This window comes from Pedobacter sp. AW31-3R (genome assembly GCF_052180285.1).
In the GTDB taxonomy this organism is placed as follows: Bacteria; Bacteroidota; Bacteroidia; order Sphingobacteriales; family Sphingobacteriaceae; genus Pedobacter.
The window spans coordinates 5,149,293-5,171,528 of record NZ_CP197475.1 but is presented as its reverse complement, the minus strand read 5'-3'; the positions used below and the strand labels follow the sequence as shown (position 1 = coordinate 5,171,528).

Genomic DNA, 22,236 nt, shown 5'->3' with positions numbered 1-22,236 from the left:
CCCTGATCCATTACCTGTTATCCACTGATATAGCGGTGATGTGTTCAATATATAATTAAAATACAGAAGCTCCTGACATGCTGCATCACATGGATAGAGGGTGTCAGGAGTTAGTGTTTATTTATTGCACGAGAAGGTTGCATCCCCTGATATCGGCATTGTCAAACCTGCCGAGTACTTCAAACGATCCATTTGGCAATAAACGGCCCAGATCCTGTGTCGCAATAAAAGAACAGGAATTGATATTGGCCAGGTCTATGACATTGATGCCACCTGTCTGTTTAGAATGAAGGATCGTAAGCGGATCATTGGTGTCCCTTAACAGGATCTTCATCCAGTTGGGGCAGTCGAAGATGCCCTCACCTGCGGAATAGGCCTGTGAAAGCAGTTCTGTCATCCCATATTCACTATGGATCGCATCTACGGCAAAACCTTTCCTGAGAATGTCGTGCAGCTCTTCTCTGACCATTTCTTTTCTTTTCCCTTTCATTCCACCCGTTTCCATGACAATCAGCTCCGGAAAATCAATGGTGTAAGATTCCAGGAAATCCAGCAGCGCATAAGTAACTCCGATGAGGATAGTCTTTTCCTTGCTGTGTTGCCTGGCTTTCAGGCGTTCATATAATTCCTCATGGTTATGGAGAAAATATCCGCTTTGCGGATGTTCACTCTGACGAAGCAGGGCATCTACCATGTAAATCAACGAAGAACCATCCCTTTCCAGATAGGAAGGAAGCAATGCCAGTATACAGGTATCTTTTGCTGCACCATAAAATTGTTCGAAAGCTTTATTGAAGCTATCCTCATACACACTGACATCGGTGACGTAATGTTGACTCTGCACCATTCCTGTAGTTCCTGAACTGCTGAAAATGATTTCTTCCGGCAGCTTATTGCTAACCACCCGGTGTGTTTTAAAAAAACTGATGGGTAAAAAAGGGATCTCATTTACGGTAGTCACAGCCAGCGGATTTACCGCCAGATGACTGATGAACTCTTTATACACCTGACAGTGTTCAGCCTGGTGCCTGAAAATATGAATGGCAGTTTCATTAAACTGCGCTTCGCTTTGGATAGAAAAGATTTGAGGGATTGAAATTTTCACAGCTCAAAAATACGCAACAAATGTCTGAAATCAGGTATTTGATTTCTTCAGCAGGACAGCTTTCCTGAAATGATAGCCGCAGTATCCGCTGATCGCTGCAACAAAGCCACCCAGTACAGCGCTGAGTATCAGGATAAGCCACCAGCTGTGGAGACCAAACATCTCTGCTACGCGCGTGACCAGCAGGTGGTGATTCGGCAGGGATTTGAATAATGCCATGCCTGTCCACAGCAGGAGGATTGCAAAAAAAGGATGCCATAAGGCAATTTTTCCGGTTTTACCGATCAGTCCACAGGTAGCAAAGGCGATGATGACAATGATATACCAGGGAAGAATCAGCTGGAGTAAAAAGGAAGCGATAAGTATGACTAGGAAAACCATATTATTTTTTTGATATTTTTAAACGGGTAAGAATTTTATCAGACTGGTCCGTGGACGATTTCAAAAGCAGGAGGTCGTACAGTTCCCCATGTGCCCAGGTATCAATCATGTTATCATAGAAGGGACTGCCCGGATTCCCCGACTGTCCCCCAGGATAAACACCGTGGCCTGCCGGACTTTTACCTAGTTCAACCACCATTCTCCAGGAAGGGCCGTTGGTTTCACTCAGGGCATTGATGGTGCTTTTTGCCCCACCCATCACCAGGTTTTCCGATCCGAATCCCGGGATGTTTGCCAGGTGCGGCACATGTGTCTTCTTCACATTTGCCCATTCCCAGCGTTTGCCAATAGGCCCGTATCTGCGTTCCAGGCTGTCGCAGGCATACTTGAATGATTCATTGATTAAATCGTTCAGTGTTTCTACGGCAGGGGTATGGATATTGTCGAACCATTTGGATCCAGGTTCTTTAAGGATCAGCTGTACGGTACGGTCTCTTGAAGGATAACGCATAGGGACATCAGCTATCGTGAATTCATCATCCCATATATCAAATGACAGGCGTTTATTCCATAACTCAAAGATACTGGCACCAATCTCTCTGGCATCGTAAAACCTGTTCCAGGTATTGGTTATGTTGAAAGCTTCTTTTTGCGTGGCATTGAGGTTGGCAGGATCAATCTTCGACAGTAATTCCGGTAAAATATCCTGTGCAAGAATACTGTAGCTGTCACTCTGCATGAGCCTGATACTGTCTGCCGTTGCATTGGTCATCACTTTTAACTTATCATTGATCCGTTTTCCACGTTCATAAGATCCAAAAGACCAGTTGATATAATAGGGGTATGTAGGGTCGGTCGACGACTGGTTGGCGGAGCTGACAAATTCACGTTCCGGATTTTTCACGGTAGGGTTTTGTGCTGCCGGTATCCATCCCTGCCAGTCGTTTGAAGGTTCAGCACCATCCAGAATGAATTTTCCCTGATCTTTCCATTTCAAAGGGAACTTTCCGTTAGCGGTAATGGCAATATCATTATCGGCCGATGCGAATACAAAGTTTTGTGCCGGAGCCGTATAATAGGTTAATGCTTTGCGGTAGTCGGCATAGTTTTTACCCCTGTTCAGGTAATAGAAAGTCATCAGTTCATTGGATTCTTCATGTGCTATCCACCTCAGTGCATTTCCGGTAGGGATATTGTCTGCCATCTTAAACTTAACCGGTTTTCCGTTTTTATCCTTTGTCTCAGGCTGTTGAAAGTACACAACAGGACCCTGGTGGGTATAGAATACGGTATCCTTCACTGTTTTCTCTCCCCTGATTTTGATCACCTCCACTCTTTCTTTTGTATTTTTCCAGCTGTTATTGTATTGATACTGTTTATGGGTACCATCCTTAAATTTGATTTGGTAAAAGTCGAGTACATCTGCTGCCACATTGGTCACTCCCCAGGCAATGCGTTCATTGAAACCAATGGTAATTCCCGGAGCGCCCGGCAGTGATACCCCATAGGCATTCAGGCCCGGTGCATGCAGCTGTATCTGGTACCAGATAGAAGGAAGGGTGAGGTTCAGGTGAGGGTCATTGGCCAGTATAGGATATCCTGAAACTGTCTTAGACCCGGATATTGCCCAGTTATTGCTGCCGATTCCATCTTCCAGTTGTTTTGTTTTGACTTTAGCGGTCATCATTTCTTTGACAGCCGCCGGTACTTCAGGGACAGGTAAGGGGTTGAAATCCCATTTTGTTCCCACAGGGATAATGGGATCTTCCTTAAACGGATAATCAGGGAACAGATCAGCCGTTACCTCGGGGCCAAATTTCTTCCTGATATTGGTCATGTAAAACTCGTCTGATCCCATGGCAAGGACGGCCGACATCTGTTTCAGTAACAGGGCACATTTGATGGGCGACCAGTCTTCCGGTTTAAAATCGAGCAGTTTATATTCCAGCGGATATTCTGATTTTGACAAAGAGTGGATATAGGCATTGATGCCATCTGTATAGGCAAGGATCATTTCACGGGATTTTGGATCCGCCATCATGCCCTTAAGCGAATTTTCAGCACCATATACCATGCCCATGCGGCGTTGATACCTGTCGAGTTCTATTGCTTTTTTGCCCACGACTTCAGACAGGCGTCCTGCCGCGTAACGCGTCTGGAAGTCCATTTGCCATAAGCGGTGCATGGCAGTCACATAACCCTGTGCAAAATATACATCATGGTCGTTTTGTGCGAAAATGTGGGGGATCATCCTGTCATCAAATAAAACATCTACCGTTTGCTGTGTCCCCTTCATGGCCAGTTTATTCTGCTTACTCAGGCGAAATGACTCTGCATTTTGCCAGAATCCGGTAAAGGGATCTAAAAATTTAAGCAGTGGTGGCAGATCTCCAAATTTGGTATTCAGTACATAAGCCAGCAGAATCGGTATAATCACACAAATGAATGCTTTTATCTTGTTCCTCATATTTTTCTTTCTCTTGCGGTTAACCAGGACAAGCATTGAGCAGTTTTCCTGGTCCTCTATATTCGTATTGCAATTTAATATAAAATTGATGCCTTTTAACCTTAATCAGATTTTGTTGGGAGATTATTTGCCATATGGCTTTGGACCAATGGTCAGCAGGGATCCGGTTTTACGTGAAAAAAAATCAGCAATCTTGTGCATTTAAGCCAAATTATAATCTCTGTAATAATAATTTATAAACCTTTATATTTTGAATTATTATACAAATAACCTTGCCATTTGCCATAATATTTAACACTTTAGCTAATGAAACCACCAGGCTTTAGGGTATAATGCTTTTACAAAACCATCTATATGGAAGAATTGGAAGAACAAGGAAACGAAATAAAGAACAACGAGAATATTGAGGAGATCGTAGAGGAAACTATTCAGCATTTGAATAATCCGGTACTGGACTTAAAGCCGATTGTTAAAAAATATCTTACACAAATACAGAAAGTACAGACAGAAGGGAACAGGTTTTTCTTTTCTGATGGAGAAGCCAGGGTGGAAGTGAGGGTGGTTAGTGATGAAATTATCAGGGTCAGACTGGCACCGCATGGTGTTTTTCTTGATGATTTCTCCTATGCGGTACCGGTAGTCGACCAGAAGGTGAGCACTTTCCGTCTTGAAGAACAGGAAGAGTATTACGCAATCGCTACGAATACCATTACCTGCAAGCTGAGGAAAAGTGATTTTCATGTCTCTTTTATAGAGAACCTTACCCAGCGGGTAATGAGTGAAGATTCCTCGCCAATGCACTGGGAGGAAAATGCTGAATTTGGCGGATACTATGTGTTTGCCACTAAAAAGTGTTTCCCTGAAGAGAATTTCTTCGGTTTAGGGGATAAATCGGGCAACCTGAACCTGCGCGGACGCCATTTCCAAAACTGGAATACCGATGCCTATTCCTTTAACTGGGACCAGGATCCTTTATACCGTACCATTCCTTTTTATACAGGAATACACCAGAACGCCGCGTACGGGATTTTCTTCGACAATACTTTCCGTTCTTATTTCGATTTTGGGCGTGAAGACAATGGAAAAACCAGCTTCTGGGCTGACGGAGGAGAGCTGCAATATTATTATATCCACGGCCCGCATATGATGGACGTGATTAAACGTTACCAGAGCATTACAGGAACACATCCTATGCCACCGAAATGGGCTATGGGTTACCACCAGTGCCGCTGGAGTTATTATCCGGAAACAAAGGTGAAGGAAGTTGCCAATGGCTTCCGGTCGAGGGATATCCCATGTGATGCGATCTATTTTGATATCGACTACATGGATGGTTACCGTTGTTTCACCTGGAACAAGAAACATTTTCCTGATCCGCGGAGAATGATCAAGGAGCTGGCAGATGACGGCTTTAAAACGGTGGTCATGATCGATCCCGGAATTAAGGTAGATGATAACTACTGGGTATTTAAAGAAGGAAAAGAAAATAACTATTTCTGCCGAAGGAGTGATGATTACTTTATGGAAGGCCATGTATGGCCTGGAAGGTGTCAGTTTCCTGATTTCACTAATCCTACTGTTAGGGAATGGTGGGGCGGATTATATAAAGAACTGGTCGACCTTGGTGTTGCCGGTGTATGGAATGATATGAATGAGCCTGCAGTATTTGGTGCAGGGACATTCCCGAACGATGTACGCCATAATTATGATGGTTTCAGGGGATCACATCGTAAAGCCCATAATGTGTATGGGATGCAGATGGTCCGTTCTACATATGACGGATTAAAAAAACTGATGCGCAATAAACGTCCCTTTACCATTACCCGGGCGGGGTATTCGGGCATGCAGCGTTACGGTTCTGTGTGGACCGGGGATAACGTGGCCAGCTGGGAACACCTGAAGATCGGTAATATCCAGTGTCAGCGGATGTCTGTTTCCGGTGTCCCTTTTTGTGGTACCGATATTGGTGGATTTAGTGGAGAACCTGACGGGGAACTGTTCACCCGCTGGATACAGATGGGAACTTTCTCTCCGTTTATGCGTGCCCACTCTGCCGGTGATACCGCAGAAAGAGAGCCATGGAGTTTCGGCGAACCCTATACCAGTATCAATAGGAAATTCATTGAACTGCGTTACCGACTGATGCCTTATTTCTACTCTGTATTCTGGGAACACCACCGCTATGGGTTCCCGATCCTGCGTCCACTGGTGATGCTGGAGCAGGAAATTGTTGGCAATCATTACCGGCAGGATGAATTTGCTTATGGCGATAAAATCCTTGTTTGTCCGGTGCTTGAACCGGGAGCAAGTTCGAGAACGGTTTACCTGCCGAAAGGACAGTGGTATAATTACTGGACACATGAAGTCCTTTCCGGCGGGTCTGAACAGCTGATACAGGCTCCCCTGGAAGAAATGCCTATCTTTATTAAAGCAGGAGCTGTTATTCCGGAATACCCTGTTATGCAGTATACCGGTGAGAAGAATATAGAAGAAGTGTTGCTGAATATCTATTATGCCAACTACGAAGTGAACTCGTTTTTCTTTGAAGACCACGGAGATACCTTTGCTTATGAGCAGGATATCTATTCAGAAAAGAAATTTGTTGTAAAAGGTGCTGAACGTCATTTGATTATTCAGCAAAATATGGAAGGTTTGTATACACCTAATTATGAATTGTATAATTATAATTTAATTGGCATTCCTTTTGGAGTAAGAAAGATAACTATAGACGGACGGGAAATTAAAGATTACACCATTGACGAGCACAATTGTTTACGATTTAAATCCAATAAGACGTTCTCCGAAATACAAATATTGGGCGCCTAATACCCAGGTATTATTTTATCTGGTTAAAGAGCACGATTGAACAAACTAACCGAATTATAATAATGGCTACACGAGGTCGGAAAACTTCTACAAAGGAACGAGTTACTGAAAAAACAAATGCCCCGGTCTGGATTTACAGCCTGCTAACAGATTTTGACATTTCCTTATTTGTTACGGGTAAACATTTCCGCCTGTATGAAAAAATGGGGGCACACCCACTGAAAGTCGGGGAGACTGAAGGTACCTATTTTGCCGTATGGGCACCTAATGCACAGGATGTATATGTGGCAGGGGATTTCAATCAATGGGAGCAATCGCATCGTTTATACCGGCGGCTGGATACTTCCGGTATCTGGGAAGGATTTATTCCCGCCCTGGGCAAAGGGGAGGTGTACAAATACTTCATCAATGGTTTCGATGGGAAGCTGTACGAAAAAGGAGATCCCTTTGGTACCCGCTGGGAACATCCGCCGCATACGGCTTCTATCATCTGGGATACCGAATATACCTGGAAGGATAAAAGCTGGCTGCGCAAAAGACCTAAGCTAACCGCACTGGATCAGCCGATGTCTGTATATGAAGTCCACCTGGCCTCCTGGCAAAGGGATCCTGCTGAGCCATCCAGAATATTGACTTATAAAGAAATTGCGAATGCGCTTGTGCCCTATGTGGTAGAAATGGGCTTTACCCATGTGGAGCTAATGCCTGTGATGGAATATCCTTATCTTCCATCCTGGGGATATCAGATTACAGGATATTATGCTGCAAGTTCAAGACATGGCACACCGCAGGAACTGATGTATCTCATAGAAGTTTTGCATGAGAAGAATATTGGCGTGATACTGGACTGGGTTCCTTCGCATTTTCCTGGAGATGCACATGGCCTTTTTCATTTTGATGGTACCCATTTATATGAACATGCGGATATGCGCAAAGGGTTTCATCCCGACTGGAAGTCGTACATCTTTAATTATGACAGAAATGAGGTCCGTTCTTTCCTGATCAGCAATGCGATGTACTGGCTGGATAAATTCCATGCCGATGGACTTCGGGTAGATGCTGTGGCTTCCATGTTGTATTATGATTTCTCCAGAAAAGCGGAAGAAGCCGCAACAAATGAATATGGAGGCTCAGAAAATCTTGGGGCGATACAGTTCCTGAAAGACCTGAATGAATCCATCTATAGCAATTTTGAAGGTGTGCATACCATTGCTGAGGAAAGTAGCACCCATCCCGGTGTCACCCGGTCCGTCGCGGAAGGCGGATTAGGTTTTGGCATGAAATGGATGATGGGCTGGATGAATGATTCCCTGAAGTATTTTAAAATAGATCCTTTGGGCAGAAAACACCACCACCACGATCTGACTTTTAGTACCACCTATGCCTTTACAGAGAAGTTCATGCTTCCATTTTCACATGATGAAGTGGTGCATGGGAAGTCGTCTATGATTTATAAAATGCCGGGCGATGAATGGCGTAAACATGCCAACCTGCGTCTTTTATATGCGTATATGTTCACGCAGCCCGGGACGAAACTTCTGTTCATGGGCAATGAAATTGCGCAGAACGGAGAATGGAATTTCACCAAATCCCTGGACTGGGACTTATTGCAGTATGCTTCGCATAAAGGTATGCAGACCTATGTGAAGGCCCTCAATCACCTGTACAGGAAAGAGCATGGTTTACATGATTTTAATTTCTCAGGAGAAGGTTTTGAATGGGTCAGAGCCGATGATGCCGATCATTCTATATATATCTACACCCGTAAAGGGTATAAAGCGAAAGATACCTTGATTGTGATCCTGAACATGACGCCTGTGTACAGGCAGAATTACAGGGTGGGATTACCGTTTAAAGCAAGCTGGAAAGAGATCTTTAACAGTGATGCGGAAGAGTTTTTCGGCAGTGGTAAGCTGAATACTGAAGTTTTTCAACCTGAGGAGATCGGGGCAGATGGCAGGGAATATTCCATTTCCATTCATATTGCGCCACTCGGTGCCATGATCCTAAAATCCAGGTAAGTCTATCAGGGATGATCCTATTCCTCCTCCATGAGATGTCCCCATTAAGCTTTGGCTTTTTGGGGACATTTTGTTTCTGAAACTACTTTCCTGTTAATACATTACAGTTAGGGGGCTAAAAAAATGCTATTATAGTAGTAACGAATTAATATTAACTTAAAACTCTCTATATATATTTGCCGTAGTTCTAATTCATTCGTATGAAAAAATATATACTCGGCGCGATTTTTATGATGATGTTATTGATCTCTTCCAATGAGGTGAATGCACAAACCGGCTCCGTTAAAGGAGTAATTACCAATTCTGATGGTTCTCCTGTTACTGGTGCGACAATTTCTGCAGGTGCGATCAGCACGTCTTCCAATACCCAGGGGGCTTTTACGTTGTCAAATGTTAAACCGGGTGTGCAGACGATCAGGGTGAGTCATCAGGGGTTTAAGACCTATACTACAAAATTAACGGTGAAAGCCGGAACCACGGAAAATCTAAGTATCTCCCTGGTTAGCCAGGATAATGAACTCGGTGAGGTGGTCATCAGTACACAGAAAAGAAGACAGACCAGTATTGAGGTACCGATAGCGGTGTCTGCTTTAAGCGGAACTGCCCTGCAGAAGCTGAATATCACGGAATTTGATGCATTGGCACAATATATTCCGGGATTACAGATGCAGCTGCAAAGTCCGAATAATCCGGGATTTGTGATCAGGGGAATTACCTCTGATGATGGTGATTCGCGTACCCAGCCACGTGTTTCCATCTTTCAGGATGGTGTTTCGATTTCCAGGTCACGCGGAGCAGTCGTAGAACTTTTTGATATGGAACGTATTGAAGTCGTGAAAGGTCCCCAGGGAACACTTTTCGGCAGGGGAGCACAGATCGGTGCAGTCAACCTGATCCAGAATAAACCAACTGATGAAGTTAAGGGAGAAATCAACCTGGGATACGGAAATTACAATCAGAAAATTGCAAACGGTTTTATCAATACCCCGATCGTGAAAGGGAAATTGCTGAACCGCTTTTCACTGGCCTACAATGAACGTGATGGTTTCATCAAAAATTTATCCGGTGGTAGACTCAATGGGAAGAATACCATCGCTTTCCGTGATATTATCCGTTATACTCCGGGAAAAAATACAACGGCAGACCTGATCCTAAATTATCAGCATGATGATTATCCGGGTACCAGCTTCAAGAGCAAGACCTATGCACCTGCTGGAGGGGATACGGATCCCAATTCTTTCGCTGATCTGGAACAGGGGGAAAACCTGTATATCAAACGTGATGTTTTTGGTCCGACATTATTGGTCAATCATACCTTCTCCGATAACCTGTCGCTGAGCTCTACCACTGCTTACAGACATTTCAAGGCAAATGAGTCTTTTGATGCTGACGGAACAGCGGCACCAGTACTATGGCTTTCAGAAATCTCTACGGGAGATCAGGTGAGTCAGGAGTTAAGGTTAAATTATACAGGCAATAAATTCTCCGGATTTGTTGGCGGTAACTATTTTTATGAAGACGGATCTCAGCGTGTTCCTTTGCGTACGGATGAGAGAAGTTTATATGTTGCTGCGGTGCAGCCACAGTTGTATTCACAATTCAGTGCCTTACTGGGAAATTTCCCCACTATACCTGATGCCATGAAACAAGGCCTCCTGAATCTTTTCGCCCCCCAGCCTTTATTGGTGAATGGTCGGCCGACACTGGTGGATAAATTGCCCGACCTGAGTGCTTTATCCGCATTGCCTTTGCCGGCACAATATGCGCAACTGGTGGCCTTATTGTCCAATGCACCACTCAATCCAAGACATGAGGAAGAAAGTACAAACTATGGTAAAACCAGTGCTGCAGAAATATTTGCTGACGGTACTTACAAAGTAACGCCTCAGTTTTCACTCACTGCAGGAATAAGGGGAACCTATGAAAAACTTACCGGTGCCTACCGGTCTGATCCGGCTGCGGGAAATAGTGTGGTGGGGATGTTGTTAACCGGCAGTCCGAATATCTTATCGACTATTTCCAATGGTAAAATAGCTGCTGCAAAAGATTATTTTTCTTACGTGGGCCGTTTTGCTGCAAACTATATGTTTGAGCGCAATAACATTTATGCTACGGTTTCCCGCGGAAGACGTCCGGGAGTAATTGACATTACACCAGAGGAGACAAGATTTTTGAAACCTGAGGTGGTGTGGAGTTATGAAGGTGGAATCAAAGGTAGCGTCGTAGAAGGAAAACTGAACTATGATTTCACGGCCTATTATTATGACTGGGATAATTTCCAGACCAGTACCTGGGAGCTGACGGAGACGGGTGCATTAAGGTCTGTACCAGATGATGCCGGTAAAGCACATAGTTTTGGTTTGGAGACGAGTCTGCGTTACAGCTTCCTTAAAGAGATGAGTGTGTTTACCAACTATGGATTTATCGATGCACAGTTCAACGACCGTGATTCGGAAGGTGTTGAGCAGGAATATGCCGGAAATACTTTCCGTCTGACACCGAAACATACTTTTTCTGTCGGTCTAGACTTGAACTTCAGCACCGGAAAAACAACTGCTGTATTCTTCAGGCCAAGCTATTCGTATAAATCAAAGGTATATTTTGAAGATACCAACAGGGAAGATTTAAGTCAGCCAGGATTCGGTATCGTAAACTCTACCCTGGGTTACCGTATTGACGGTAAAAATAAATATGAAATAGCGGTATTCGGTAAGAATATTTTTGATAAAAAGTACATTATAGATGCGGGTAACTCTGGTGATGCGATCGGCTTGCCGACGTTCATTGGCGGACAGCGTGTATTGTATGGAGTGATGTTAAAATTTGGATTTTAAGAAATAAATGATGTCGGCAAAAAATATATACATAGCCCTGTGCGCAGTGTTTACCTGTATAAGTTATACCGCTGCTGCGCAGGAAAAACTGGATGTACAGGCACATCGTGGCGGAAGGGGATTGATGCCTGAAAATACAATCCCTGCAATGAAAAATGCCATTGATCTTGGGGTAAGCACCCTGGAACTGGATATTGCGATCAGTAAAGATAAACAGGCGGTCCTGTCGCACGACCCGTACATGTCGCCTGATTTTGTAACCAAACCGGACGGGCAGCCGGTAACTTCTGCTGAGTCCAAAAACCTTAAGATTTATGCGCTCAGTTATGAGGAGATCAGGAAGTTTGATGTGGGGAAACGGTATTTTGCCAATTTCCCCAGGCAGAAAAAAATGGCAGCTTACAAACCATTGCTAAAGGACATGATTGATGCGGTTGAAGCCTATGCCAAAGCAGAAAATAAGCCTGCACCACTTTATAATATAGAGACCAAAACTTCAGTGGAGGGGGATGGTATTTATCACCCGGCACCAGAGGAATTTGTTAAAGTGCTGATGTCAGTGATTACCAGTAAAGGAATCGAGCAGCGGGTAACCATACAATCTTTTGATCCCAGGACATTGGAGATTGTACACCGGGATTACCCTGGAATAACTACGGCGTTGTTGACCTTTGAAAATGCTAATGATCTGCAGCATAACCTTGGAAAGCTTACTTTTCAGCCCACTATTTACAGTCCTTATTTTACGTTTGTCAAAAAAGAGCTGGTAGAGGAATGTCATAAAAAAGGATTGAAGATCCTTCCATGGACGGTGAATTCAGCGTCGGCAATAGATGATTTAATTAAAATGGGGGTAGACGGTATCATTACCGATTATCCCGATTTATTGACAAAAAAGGATAAATAGGAATTGAAAACGGCATTTAAAATACTGGCGGCAATGGTGCTGGTCCTTGTCCTGGTTTACGTCCTTGGGCCGGCACCAAAGGAACCTGTATATGATACGAAGATCCCTGAATTACCCGCTTCATTACCACAACTGGAAGCGCAGATTTCAGCAGCAGAGGGGAAGCTGCCTGTGAAACCTGGAAATGAAGCGCAGATCATCTGGGCAGATTCTCTCCATAAAAGGCAGACCAGCTATGCTGTTGTTTATTTACACGGTTTTGGCGCCAGCCATGAGGAGGGCTATCCCAGCGCCCGCGATTTTGCCAGGAAGTACCATTTCAACCTGTATTTATCCCGTCTTGCAGAACATGGCTTGAAAAGCAAAGAGCCAATGTTATACCTGAATCCGGAGAATCTGTGGAGATCGGCAGTAGAGGCCTACGCCATAGGCCGCAAGTTGGGAAAAAAAGTGATCCTGATGAGTACTTCTACCGGAGGTACCCTGTCTTTAAAACTGGCTGCTGAATTTCCTGAAATTAACAGCCTCATTCTCTATTCCCCAAACATCGCCATTCGAAATGAGCAATCCAGTCTGCTGAACAATCCATGGGGACTACAGCTGGCCCGTGTTTTTGCTGGGGGCAATTATGTGAAGTCTAAGAACAAAACACCGGAGTATGCGAAATTCTGGTATCCTTATTACCGGCTGGAAGCTGCAGTACAGCTTCAGGAACTCCTGGAAACGACCATGACTGCTGCAACTTTTCAACAGGTAAAACAACCCCTGCTTCTCCTTTATTATTATAAAGATGACCATCACCAGGATGAGGTGGTCAGTGTAAAGGCGATGCTGGATATGTTTGATCAGCTGGGAACACCTGAAGGCCTGAAGCGGAAGCTGGCTATTTCAAATGCGGAAAATCATGTCATCGGATCTGCTATGCGCTCTAAAGATGTTGCGGGTGTAGAACGTGCAACAATACAATTTGCAGCTGATATACTCCGCTTAGAACAGTAAGGCAATTCAACATCTTCATCTGTCATTTTTTGCTGTTGCCTCAAAGTTTGGTAACAAATGTGGAGCAATGATTTGAAAGGAACTCCTCAATTTTGATATGGGAATTTTAAACCATACAAAAATGAATAAATACATCCTTTCAGGAATACTGATTTGCCTTATCCACACCTTTTTATTTGCGCAGGACTCCTTAAAAAGAGTGGGGTCGGAGCTTGTCCTCCATCGCTATGAAGCCAGGCAGGCATTTGAAGCAGAATCGCTTTTTCCCCTATTTTTCAGCAAAGGTTACCATGTAGCCCTGGGCTACAGGTACCAAAGATTCCGTATCCGTGCAAGTGTTATTGATGGTGGAAATTACAATACCGAGCCTGCAGGGCTCAAGAACAATAAAGATGAATTCAAGCGTTTTTATAAACTGTCCCCCGGCATTTTTATGGGTTACAATTTTTGGAAGAATATGGAGATTTATACCTTTGTAGAAATGCATACTTTTGCTATTGAGCAAAAGCGTACCGGTATCAGGAAAGATATCCATAGTGATGACTTCGGTGGGGGAATGAGCTACCAATTCTTTTTTGGAAAGAAAATCTATTTGCAGCCTGGTCTGCATCTCTATTGGAGAAGTGATAAAAATGCCGATTTCAATGGCCAGCAGTACCAGCTCCCTAACATTGATCTGTCACCGGTGGTTCGTGTGGGGATAAGGTTATGGGAGAAATAAAATATGGTTTATGATGGAACTATTAAATGAAGAGCACTACAGTATATTAACTCCGTTACTAAATGAAGTAACCATCAATAACTTGTTTGCCTGCGCAGTTGTTGAAAGGAAAGTAAAAGGCCAGGTATTCGTAGACCAGGTTGATGCGCCTGCGGTATTTTATGTGGTACATCCTTATGGGATGAGCCTTTTAATGGGTGACTGTAGCAATGCTGAATTTAACAAAGATTTTAAGGCACATGCTTTAAACAGTGATAAAAAAAGGACTGGCCACGAATGGATGCAAACTTTTCCAAGAGCCTGGGATGGGGTGCTGGAGGGATTATTCAAAGATGTGATGGTAAATTCTGCTGAAAATGAACAAGCTGACACCAGTGTCATTGAGTTAAATACCAGGGTAAATTTTCAGTTCAGTAAAGCCAGGTACCTGGCTTTGGAGGAATTACCTGAGGTCCCTGAAATCAGTATAGTGAGAACAGATAAACAGTTGTTCAGGGCAATGAAGGGCAGTGTAGTTCCGTCTTATTTCTGGAAAGATGAAGATGATTTTTGGGAGAATGGACTGGGCTTTAGCTTACTGTACCATGGAGAATTGGCCGCGACGGCTTATTCGGCTTTTATTCAGGGCCGAAAGGTAGAATTTGGGATTGAAACAGTTGAAAAATTCCGGAGGAAGGGATTGGCGGCGAGAGTCTGCCGTGCGCTGATAGCATATTGCATTGCACATGGTGATGAGCCGGTATGGGCCTGTCGCTTAGAGAATACCGGTTCATATGCACTGGCGCAGCAAATCGGATTTGAGGTGAAGGCACAGGTTCCGTATTACAGACTGGCTAAATAATAGACGAGTCATGCGTGTGAACACCGATGTGTAAACAGGTGGCAGGAATACCTGCTGACTAATCGAAGGATACCCGCAGCATTATTTTCTGGTAATTTCGCTGCGGATCCTGCTCAGTGATTTAGGTGCAATACCCAGATAATTTGCGATATGATACAAAGGAACCTTTTGCAGTATTTCAGGGGATTCCGCTATCAGTTTGATGTAGCGGTCTTTGGCATCGGTAATTTGAAGATCCAGTGTTTGTCTGACAATACGGACAAAAGCCTTTTCTATAAGCAATCTTCCGATTCGTTCCATTTTTGGAAAATTGAGGTATAAACTTTCCATCTTTTGTTGATTTAAAATATATACAGCTGAATTTGTCAGGGCTTTAATATTCAGAAATGACGGGGAATTGTTTAGGCGGCTATACATATCACCCGCCCAATCGCCGGCAAATGCGAAATCGGTTGTAAAATGATCACCACTATCAAGGGAGCGGAAATAGACGAATACGCCGGATTGTACGTAAGCTACAAAGTCGCAGTGACGATCCTGTTGCAGTAAATAGGTTCCGGTGCTGAGTTCTTTATATTCAAAGCAGGTATAAAGTATTTCCCATTCTGCTTCATCCAGATGGCAAAGGCTGAGTACATGCGCTTTTAATCCTTCTTTTGCCGACATGTTTTAACGATAAGTTATGCATAAAGATACAGGAAATCGGGCTTCATCTGCTGTGGATACTGGAAACAAAAAAAGGCTGCATCGTTTGATACAGCCTTTTCTGATTTAATATAAACCTGGATAACCAGTATTATTTTACGTTTCCGTAGTACTCTACAAATTTAGCAAGAGCGTTTGAATAACCCCACTCATTGTCATACCATGAAACCACTTTTACAAAGTTATCATTCAGTGCGATACCTGCATCAGCATCAAAGATAGAAGCGTGATCATCACCGATGAAGTCAGATGAAACCACTGCATCTTCAGTATAACCAAGAACACCTTTCAATTCGCCTTCAGAAGCAGCTTTCATGGCATCTTTAATTTCCTGGTAAGTAGCTGGTTTTTCTAAACGAACTGTTAAATCTACAACAGATACATCAGATACCGGTACACGGAAAGCCATACCTGTTAATTTACCTTTCAATGCAGGAATTACTTTAGTTACTGCTTTTGCAGCACCTGTAGATGAAGGGATGATGTTAGAATAACCACCACGGCCACCTCTCCAGTCTTTAGCAGAAGGGCTGTCAACAGTTTTTTGAGTAGCAGTTACTGCGTGAACTGTGCTCATTAAACCTTCAGCAATACCCCAGTTATCGTGTAATACTTTAGCAATAGGAGCTAAACAGTTAGTTGTACATGAAGCATTGGAAACAACAGTCTGATCTGCTGTTAAATCTTTGTGATTCACACCCATTACATATGTAGGGATAGCATCATCTTTTGCTGGTGCAGAAAGAACTACTCTTTTTGCGCCTGCAGTAATGTGTTTCTCAGCATCAACCTGAGTAAGGAATAAACCTGTTGATTCAATAACTGTTTCAACACCAACTTCATTCCATTTTAAATTTGCCGGATCTCTTTCTGCAGTAATACGGATCGTTTTTCCATTCACTACAAGGTTTCCGTCAACTACTTCAATTGTACCGTCAAAACGACCGTGTGTAGAATCGTATTTTAACATGTAAGCCATGTAAGCTGGCTCAACTAAATCATTAATTGCAACTACGTCTAATCCTCTTTTTAATGCGGCTCTAAAAACTAATCTGCCGATACGGCCGAAACCGTTTATTCCAATCTTTGTCATTGTATTAATTTGAATAGTAATTAAGTAAGTTATATATTGGTTCTTTGGTAATCGTTGTTATCTCCAGTCCGTGTTTTTGTGCTACCAAACGTAAACGGTCCTGAAAGTTTCCTGCTACTATTCCCACAAAATGTATTTGTACTCCAGGATATACTTTTATAGTAGGTAACAGGTAGGTGTCAAAATAATCTTCAAAGGCACTGTCTATTAACTGTTGAATATACTCATGTGACCGGTGTTCGATAAAGAATTCCAGGAATGAGCTCAGGAACTGCTGTGCCAGCGTTTTCTTATATACTCTCTCCAGGATTTCAGTTCTGCTCAGGTCATACTTTTTACTGAATTTCTTTTCTAAGTCCAAAGGTAACTTTTCCTGAAGAAAATTCCTCAAAATACTTTTACCAAGATAATTTGCGGATCCCTCATCTCCCAGAATAAATCCAAGTCCGTAATTATTTTCTTCCAGGTGGTTGCCATCAAAGAAGGCACAGTTTGCACCGCTGCCCAATATGCCGACAATTCCCTTTTCATTGTAACATGCTGCTTTTGCTGCACCATACAGATCATTCTCCACAGTAATCTTACTGTGTTTAAAAAATAAGCCGAGAGAGGTGGCCAGTTCTTCCTTCCGGTCTGCTGAGGTGGCACCAGCGGCGAACACATAAATTCTCTTTATCTGTTCTGCATGGTTAATGAGTATACTTTTTTTATTCAGCTGCTGCAATAGTGTTTTCTGGTCCACAAAACATGGATTGATACCGGGCATACTGCATTCGGCTACAGCTTTACCCTCTCTGGCAATTCTCCAGACGGCAGTTTTAGATCCACTATATACAACGGCTATCATATCATTTATATAGATAATACTTTTGTCATTTCCAGCAGGTCGCTTTCCAGTTTGAAATTATGCGCTGCCAGGGCTTCATCAAGACTCGTCAATGCAATTTCATTTCCCCTTAAGCCCACCATTTGTTTCGTGCTGCCTTTCAATAGTTCGTTAACAGCTGCAAAACCCAATCTACTTGCTAAAATACGGTCAAAGCTGCTTGGACTACCACCACGTTGCAGGTGGCCGAGAATGGTCACTTTCGTATCATAGTGATTGAACTTTTCTTTAACCAGTTTCGCAATGTCATAGGCTCCGCCTTGTTTATGTCCTTCTGAAACAATCACAATACTGGATGATTTTTTCGTAGCGGCACCAGTTTCCAGCTGCTTGATCAGGTCCTCAATGCTGGTCGGCTGTTCCGGCAGCAATACGGCTTCAGATCCTGTGGCAATTGATGCCCTAAGGGCAATACAACCTGAATCACGTCCCATTACCTCAATGAAAAATAACCGGTCATGCGCATCTGCCGTATCCCTGATTTTATCTACAGCTGCAATTACCGTATTGATCGCTGTGTCATAACCCAGTGTAAAGTCAGACCCATAAAGATCATTATCAATTGTTCCGGGAATACCTATGACTTTAACTCCATGCCGCTCAGCAAAACGGCGTGCACCTGTAAAAGTACCATCACCTCCGATAACGACAAGGGCATCGATGTCATGCGCTTTCAAGTTTTCATACGCAAGGTCCATACCTTCGTCTGTCTTGAATTCTAAACAACGTGCTGTCTTAAGTATTGTTCCGCCAAGATGGATAATATTACTTACGGAACGGGCGTTCATTGGGATGATATTGTTGTTGATCAGTCCCTGATACCCTTGTAAAACGCCGAACATGTTTATACCATTGTATATGCCAGTCCGGACTACTGCTCTGATGCAGGCATTCATTCCCGGAGCGTCTCCTCCAGATGTCAATACCGCGATATTTTTGATATTTGGTTTCATTGTCTTTATGAAACGAATATACAGTGTAATTATTACACTAAGTAATTTATTTTAATTTTTTTTGTGTAAATCGCCTGTAACTCCTTTATTTTGCTTAAATTATTAATTTTAAAACGTTTTGGAAGAACTCTTGCCACATTTTAATTCGACCTTCTCAATTGACTGTATCCTTTTTGGATTCGATGAAGGAGAATTGAAAGTACTATTGATAGAAAGAAATGAAGAGCCTTTTAAAGACTGGTGGGCACTTCCGGGGAATATCGTGAGCGAAAGCGAAAGTCTTGACCAGTCGGCCTCCAGGATCCTGCACGAACTTACGGGACTGGACAATGTCTTTATGGAGCAGTTCTATACCTTTGGTGATATCGGTCGTCACCCACAGGGAAGGATTATCTCCGTGGCTTATTATGCCTTGCTGAGATTGGGTGGCGATAAGGCTTTAAAGCCGCTGAGTACCTACGCCAAACAGGCACACTGGAGAAATGTGAATGACCTGCCTCCGCTTGCATTTGACCACCAGAAAATCTTCGATCAGGGTCTGGAAAAAATCAAGAGAAGGATCAAACATCAGCCTATCGCATTTGAACTTTTACCTGAAAAATTTACCCTTACCCAATTGCAGAATGTATATGAAGTGATTCTTGGTAAGAAGCTGGATAAGAGGAATTTCAGGAAGAAAATGCTGAGCTTCGGGGTGTTGCGTGACCTGAATGAAAAGCAAAAGGGCGTATCCTTCCGTGCGGCCACACTTTATCGTTTTGATAAACGGAAGTATGGCAAATTATTTGGAAAAGAGATCGCATTTTAACAAACTGAATAAGCCTGCAGCGAGATATTTTTTTCTTTCGGTTGAGGTCATTTTCAGCATATAAAAAAGCCCCGGTAACCATAAGATTACCGGGGCTTTTTGTCCTGTTATTTTGCTGTAGAAAATAACTTTATCTGTGCTGATCCGAAGGACTACATGTTTGCTTTAAGTTTTGCCTTGGCAGCAGACTGTACATGGTAATCAACCAGGTCATCTATAGGAGAACGGATGATCTTACCTACGCCCATTTCATACCTGTCAGCAACAATACTCAGGATATCCCTGAAGCTGTATCCTACAGAACCTACACAGTTTAATGCGTAATCTTTGTAGTTAGGGTAATGAATAACCAGATTCTCGAAAAATGCTGTAAATGCGTATTCTACGGTTGAAAACGTGTAGTCTTCATAAGTATCTTTGAAATCATAGATGAACTTACTGAAGCTTGCACAAAAACGGTTAGGTAAAGGTTTGTTGTAGATATTGTCGAAAATATCCTCGTTGGTTAAACCATAGGTATCATAAAAGCTTTCTCTTAATCCTTTTGGCATGTAACCTTTCATATAGTCACTCAGGATACGCTTGCCAATAAAACAACCGCTTCCTTCATCGCCTAAAAAGTAACCCAGTGAGTCAATATTCAGGGTAATATCTGAACCATCATAAAGACATGAATTGGTACCTGTACCCAGGATAGCTGCAAAACCAGGTTCATCACCCAGTAGAGCCCTGCATGAAGCCATTAAATCATGGCCGATGTTCACCTCTGCATTGACGAAAACCTGGCTCATTGCGTCACCAACTTTTTTCTTGTTTGCATCCGTAGAGCATCCTGCCCCATAATAATAGACTTCTCTTAATTTATCAACTTCCAGGTGATCAGGAAGACCCTTTTTTAAGGACTCAATTATGTACTCCTGAGTTACAAAGTAAGGATTGTAACCCTCTGTATTAAAGTGAATTTTTCTACCCGCTTCATTAATTAAACACCAATTGGTTTTGGTTGAACCACCATCTGCAATAACTATCATCTTAATTTGTTTTTTGGGGAGTAAATGTAAATATTCCTGACACTTTCCTACTGTTTTTTTTCATAATAATTTAATTTATACAAGGTTATATTTATTGTTTAGTATTTAGTTTTGCTGTTTAATGGTGTTGCCGCACAATAATATTTGGTGATTTGAGGCCAAAGGGGATATTGTAAAAATAACACTAAGCTAAAATTACATTTGTTATTTTAAATTCCAAATTTTTATGAGTTTAGTATCGGTGTAAATCTTATTGTATTCTTTTAAATTATAAAATAATATCCGGTTAAAAGGCTTGTAGCTAAGGATTAAAGGTGTTTTTGCAAAATTTTTAAGCAATTGAAAAAAATATGTGACATTTATCATTATTGTAATAATTTCATTCAAAAGACAATTGAAGTAGAAAAATCCGATAATTGTCGGCCTTCATTTGTAAATTGTAGATATGTTAATTTAAGGCAGGTATTTCAGAATTTACCGCGGAATCGGTAAAACCTGCTGTTTATACTTTTAAGAAAATTAAATCCATTCCATGAAAACAGACTTAAGAAGCGATACCGTAACCACCCCAACAGCAGGAATGTTAGCAGCAATGATGGCTGCAAAAGTCGGAGATGATGTTTACGGAGAAGACGAAACTGTCATTGCGCTGGAAAATAAACTCTCCCGTTTATTTAATATGGAGGACGCATTGTTTTGTCCCTCCGGAACAATGACCAACCAGATAGCAATCAAATGTTTTACCCAGCCGATGGATGAGGTGATCTGTGACCGTACCGCCCATGTGTATTGTTATGAGGGTGGAGGTATTGCCTACCACTCACTGGCATCCGTGCGTTTGTTGAATGGCAGCCGTGGTATACTTAGCCCTGAACTGATTGCACCTGAAATTAATGAGGATAATATCCACTATCCGAATTCCAGTCTTGTCGTGCTGGAGAATACCGTAAATAAAGGAGGCGGGGCCTGTTATACCCTGGACCAGATTGTACCCATTGCGGAACTCTGCAGTAAAAACGGATTGAAACTTCATCTTGATGGCGCCAGGTTATTTAATGCCCTGATCGCAACAGGAGATTCGGCGGCCGCCTATGGTCATTATTTCGATGGCATATCGATCTGTCTGTCGAAAGGATTGGGCGCTCCTGTAGGATCTGTATTGCTTGGATCAACAGCTACGATAAAGAAAGCCCGGAAAATCAGGAAAGCCTTTGGGGGTGGAATGAGGCAGGCAGGTTTTCTTGCTGCTGCAGGTATATATGCACTGGATAACCATGTCATCAGGCTGGCTGAAGATCATGCACATGCAATGGCACTGGCCATTGCGCTGAATAATGTGATCTATGTGGCTTCCGTGATGCCTGTGGAAACGAATATTGTGATCTTTAAGGTGGCTCCCGAATATAGTGCCGCAGGGATCATCAGCAATTTAGCCGAAGCAGGTATCCTATGCGGGGCGACAGGCCCGGATACGGTAAGGTTTGTTACCCATTTAAATGTGTCCTCTGCACAGATTGATCAGGCTATTGAAACCATAAAAAATCTTAAGCCCGTAAAAAAAGCGTAATTTGACGGCGTTTTCTAAAAAACTGATGCCGGCAGCAATATCAGTATTGCTCCGCGAGTACAACGAACTGCTTTAAAAACCGAAAAAAAAT

Annotated in this window: 17 protein-coding genes; 9 read left to right on the top strand and 8 right to left on the bottom strand. The window is 42.8% G+C overall.

The annotated features are described in order from the left end of the window. Positions 1 to 121: 121 nt before the first annotated feature. Genes ACSBL2_RS21215 through ACSBL2_RS21205 form a run of 3 tightly spaced genes read right to left on the bottom strand, consistent with a single transcriptional unit; the run spans position 122 to position 3,953 of the window. Positions 122 to 1,105 (bottom strand): LuxE/PaaK family acyltransferase, encoded by a 984-nt coding sequence (locus ACSBL2_RS21215; RefSeq protein WP_442588564.1) that lies wholly within the window; start codon positions 1,103 to 1,105, stop codon positions 122 to 124. 30 nt (positions 1,106 to 1,135) lie between these two features. Continuing rightward, positions 1,136 to 1,486 (bottom strand): hypothetical protein, encoded by a 351-nt coding sequence (locus ACSBL2_RS21210; RefSeq protein WP_442588563.1) that lies wholly within the window; start codon positions 1,484 to 1,486, stop codon positions 1,136 to 1,138. Between the two features lies 1 nt (position 1,487). Further along, a complete protein-coding gene (locus tag ACSBL2_RS21205; protein WP_442588562.1) occupies positions 1,488 to 3,953 on the bottom strand; it encodes a penicillin acylase family protein in 2,466 nt (821 codons plus the stop codon). A gap of 354 nt (positions 3,954 to 4,307) precedes the next feature. Between ACSBL2_RS21205 and ACSBL2_RS21200 the strand changes: the two genes are divergently transcribed. From ACSBL2_RS21200 to ACSBL2_RS21170, 7 genes are all read left to right on the top strand, one after another. Next, positions 4,308 to 6,779: a glycoside hydrolase family 31 protein gene (locus tag ACSBL2_RS21200; protein ID WP_442588561.1), complete on the top strand. Its 2,472-nt coding sequence runs from the start codon at positions 4,308 to 4,310 to the stop codon at positions 6,777 to 6,779. Positions 6,780 to 6,841: 62 nt separating this feature from the next. Then, a complete protein-coding gene (gene glgB, locus ACSBL2_RS21195; protein WP_442588560.1) occupies positions 6,842 to 8,800 on the top strand; it encodes a 1,4-alpha-glucan branching protein GlgB in 1,959 nt (652 codons plus the stop codon). A gap of 200 nt (positions 8,801 to 9,000) precedes the next feature. Then, the gene (locus tag ACSBL2_RS21190) at positions 9,001 to 11,634 is read left to right on the top strand and encodes a TonB-dependent receptor (protein ID WP_442588559.1); all 2,634 of its coding nucleotides are present in this window, start codon (positions 9,001 to 9,003) and stop codon (positions 11,632 to 11,634) included. 46 nt (positions 11,635 to 11,680) lie between these two features. Then, positions 11,681 to 12,541: a glycerophosphodiester phosphodiesterase gene (locus ACSBL2_RS21185; RefSeq protein ID WP_442588558.1), complete on the top strand. Its 861-nt coding sequence runs from the start codon at positions 11,681 to 11,683 to the stop codon at positions 12,539 to 12,541. Between the two features lie 3 nt (positions 12,542 to 12,544). Then, positions 12,545 to 13,540, top strand: a complete 996-nt coding sequence (locus tag ACSBL2_RS21180) for an alpha/beta hydrolase (protein ID WP_442588557.1) — start codon at positions 12,545 to 12,547, stop codon at positions 13,538 to 13,540. A 121-nt stretch (positions 13,541 to 13,661) separates the two neighbouring features. Beyond that, complete coding sequence (locus ACSBL2_RS21175; protein WP_442588556.1) at positions 13,662 to 14,261, top strand: hypothetical protein; 600 nt, start codon at positions 13,662 to 13,664, stop codon at positions 14,259 to 14,261. Positions 14,262 to 14,271: 10 nt separating this feature from the next. After that, entirely contained in the window at positions 14,272 to 15,102 is an 831-nt protein-coding gene (locus ACSBL2_RS21170; RefSeq protein WP_442588555.1) for a GNAT family N-acetyltransferase, read from the top strand. Between the two features lie 81 nt (positions 15,103 to 15,183). On the opposite strand, the gene ACSBL2_RS21165 is transcribed toward ACSBL2_RS21170, so the two are convergent. The 4 genes from ACSBL2_RS21165 to pfkA all read right to left on the bottom strand — a co-directional run bounded on the left by ACSBL2_RS21165 (position 15,184) and on the right by pfkA (position 18,739). Next, a complete protein-coding gene (locus ACSBL2_RS21165) occupies positions 15,184 to 15,768 on the bottom strand; it encodes a Crp/Fnr family transcriptional regulator (RefSeq protein WP_442588554.1) in 585 nt (194 codons plus the stop codon). 130 nt (positions 15,769 to 15,898) lie between these two features. Then, positions 15,899 to 16,900, bottom strand: coding sequence for a type I glyceraldehyde-3-phosphate dehydrogenase (gap, locus tag ACSBL2_RS21160; protein WP_442588553.1), 1,002 nt, complete (start codon positions 16,898 to 16,900; stop codon positions 15,899 to 15,901). Positions 16,901 to 16,904: 4 nt separating this feature from the next. Then, positions 16,905 to 17,747 carry a hypothetical protein gene (locus ACSBL2_RS21155; RefSeq protein WP_442588552.1) on the bottom strand — a complete coding sequence of 281 codons (843 nt, stop codon included), beginning with the start codon at positions 17,745 to 17,747 and terminating at the stop codon, positions 16,905 to 16,907. Between the two features lie 5 nt (positions 17,748 to 17,752). Next, entirely contained in the window at positions 17,753 to 18,739 is a 987-nt protein-coding gene (gene pfkA / locus ACSBL2_RS21150) for a 6-phosphofructokinase (RefSeq protein ID WP_442588551.1), read from the bottom strand. 118 nt (positions 18,740 to 18,857) lie between these two features. Here pfkA and ACSBL2_RS21145 point away from each other — a divergent pair, with 118 nt between their 5' ends. Further along, positions 18,858 to 19,547, top strand: a complete 690-nt coding sequence (locus ACSBL2_RS21145) for an NUDIX hydrolase (RefSeq protein WP_442588550.1) — start codon at positions 18,858 to 18,860, stop codon at positions 19,545 to 19,547. Between the two features lie 152 nt (positions 19,548 to 19,699). On the opposite strand, the gene ACSBL2_RS21140 is transcribed toward ACSBL2_RS21145, so the two are convergent. Continuing rightward, entirely contained in the window at positions 19,700 to 20,578 is an 879-nt protein-coding gene (locus tag ACSBL2_RS21140) for an N-acetylglucosamine kinase (protein WP_442588549.1), read from the bottom strand. Between the two features lie 532 nt (positions 20,579 to 21,110). On the opposite strand from ACSBL2_RS21140, the gene ACSBL2_RS21135 reads away from it, so the two are divergent. Next, positions 21,111 to 22,145 (top strand): threonine aldolase family protein, encoded by a 1,035-nt coding sequence (locus tag ACSBL2_RS21135; RefSeq protein ID WP_442588548.1) that lies wholly within the window; start codon positions 21,111 to 21,113, stop codon positions 22,143 to 22,145. Positions 22,146 to 22,236 lie beyond the last annotated feature (91 nt).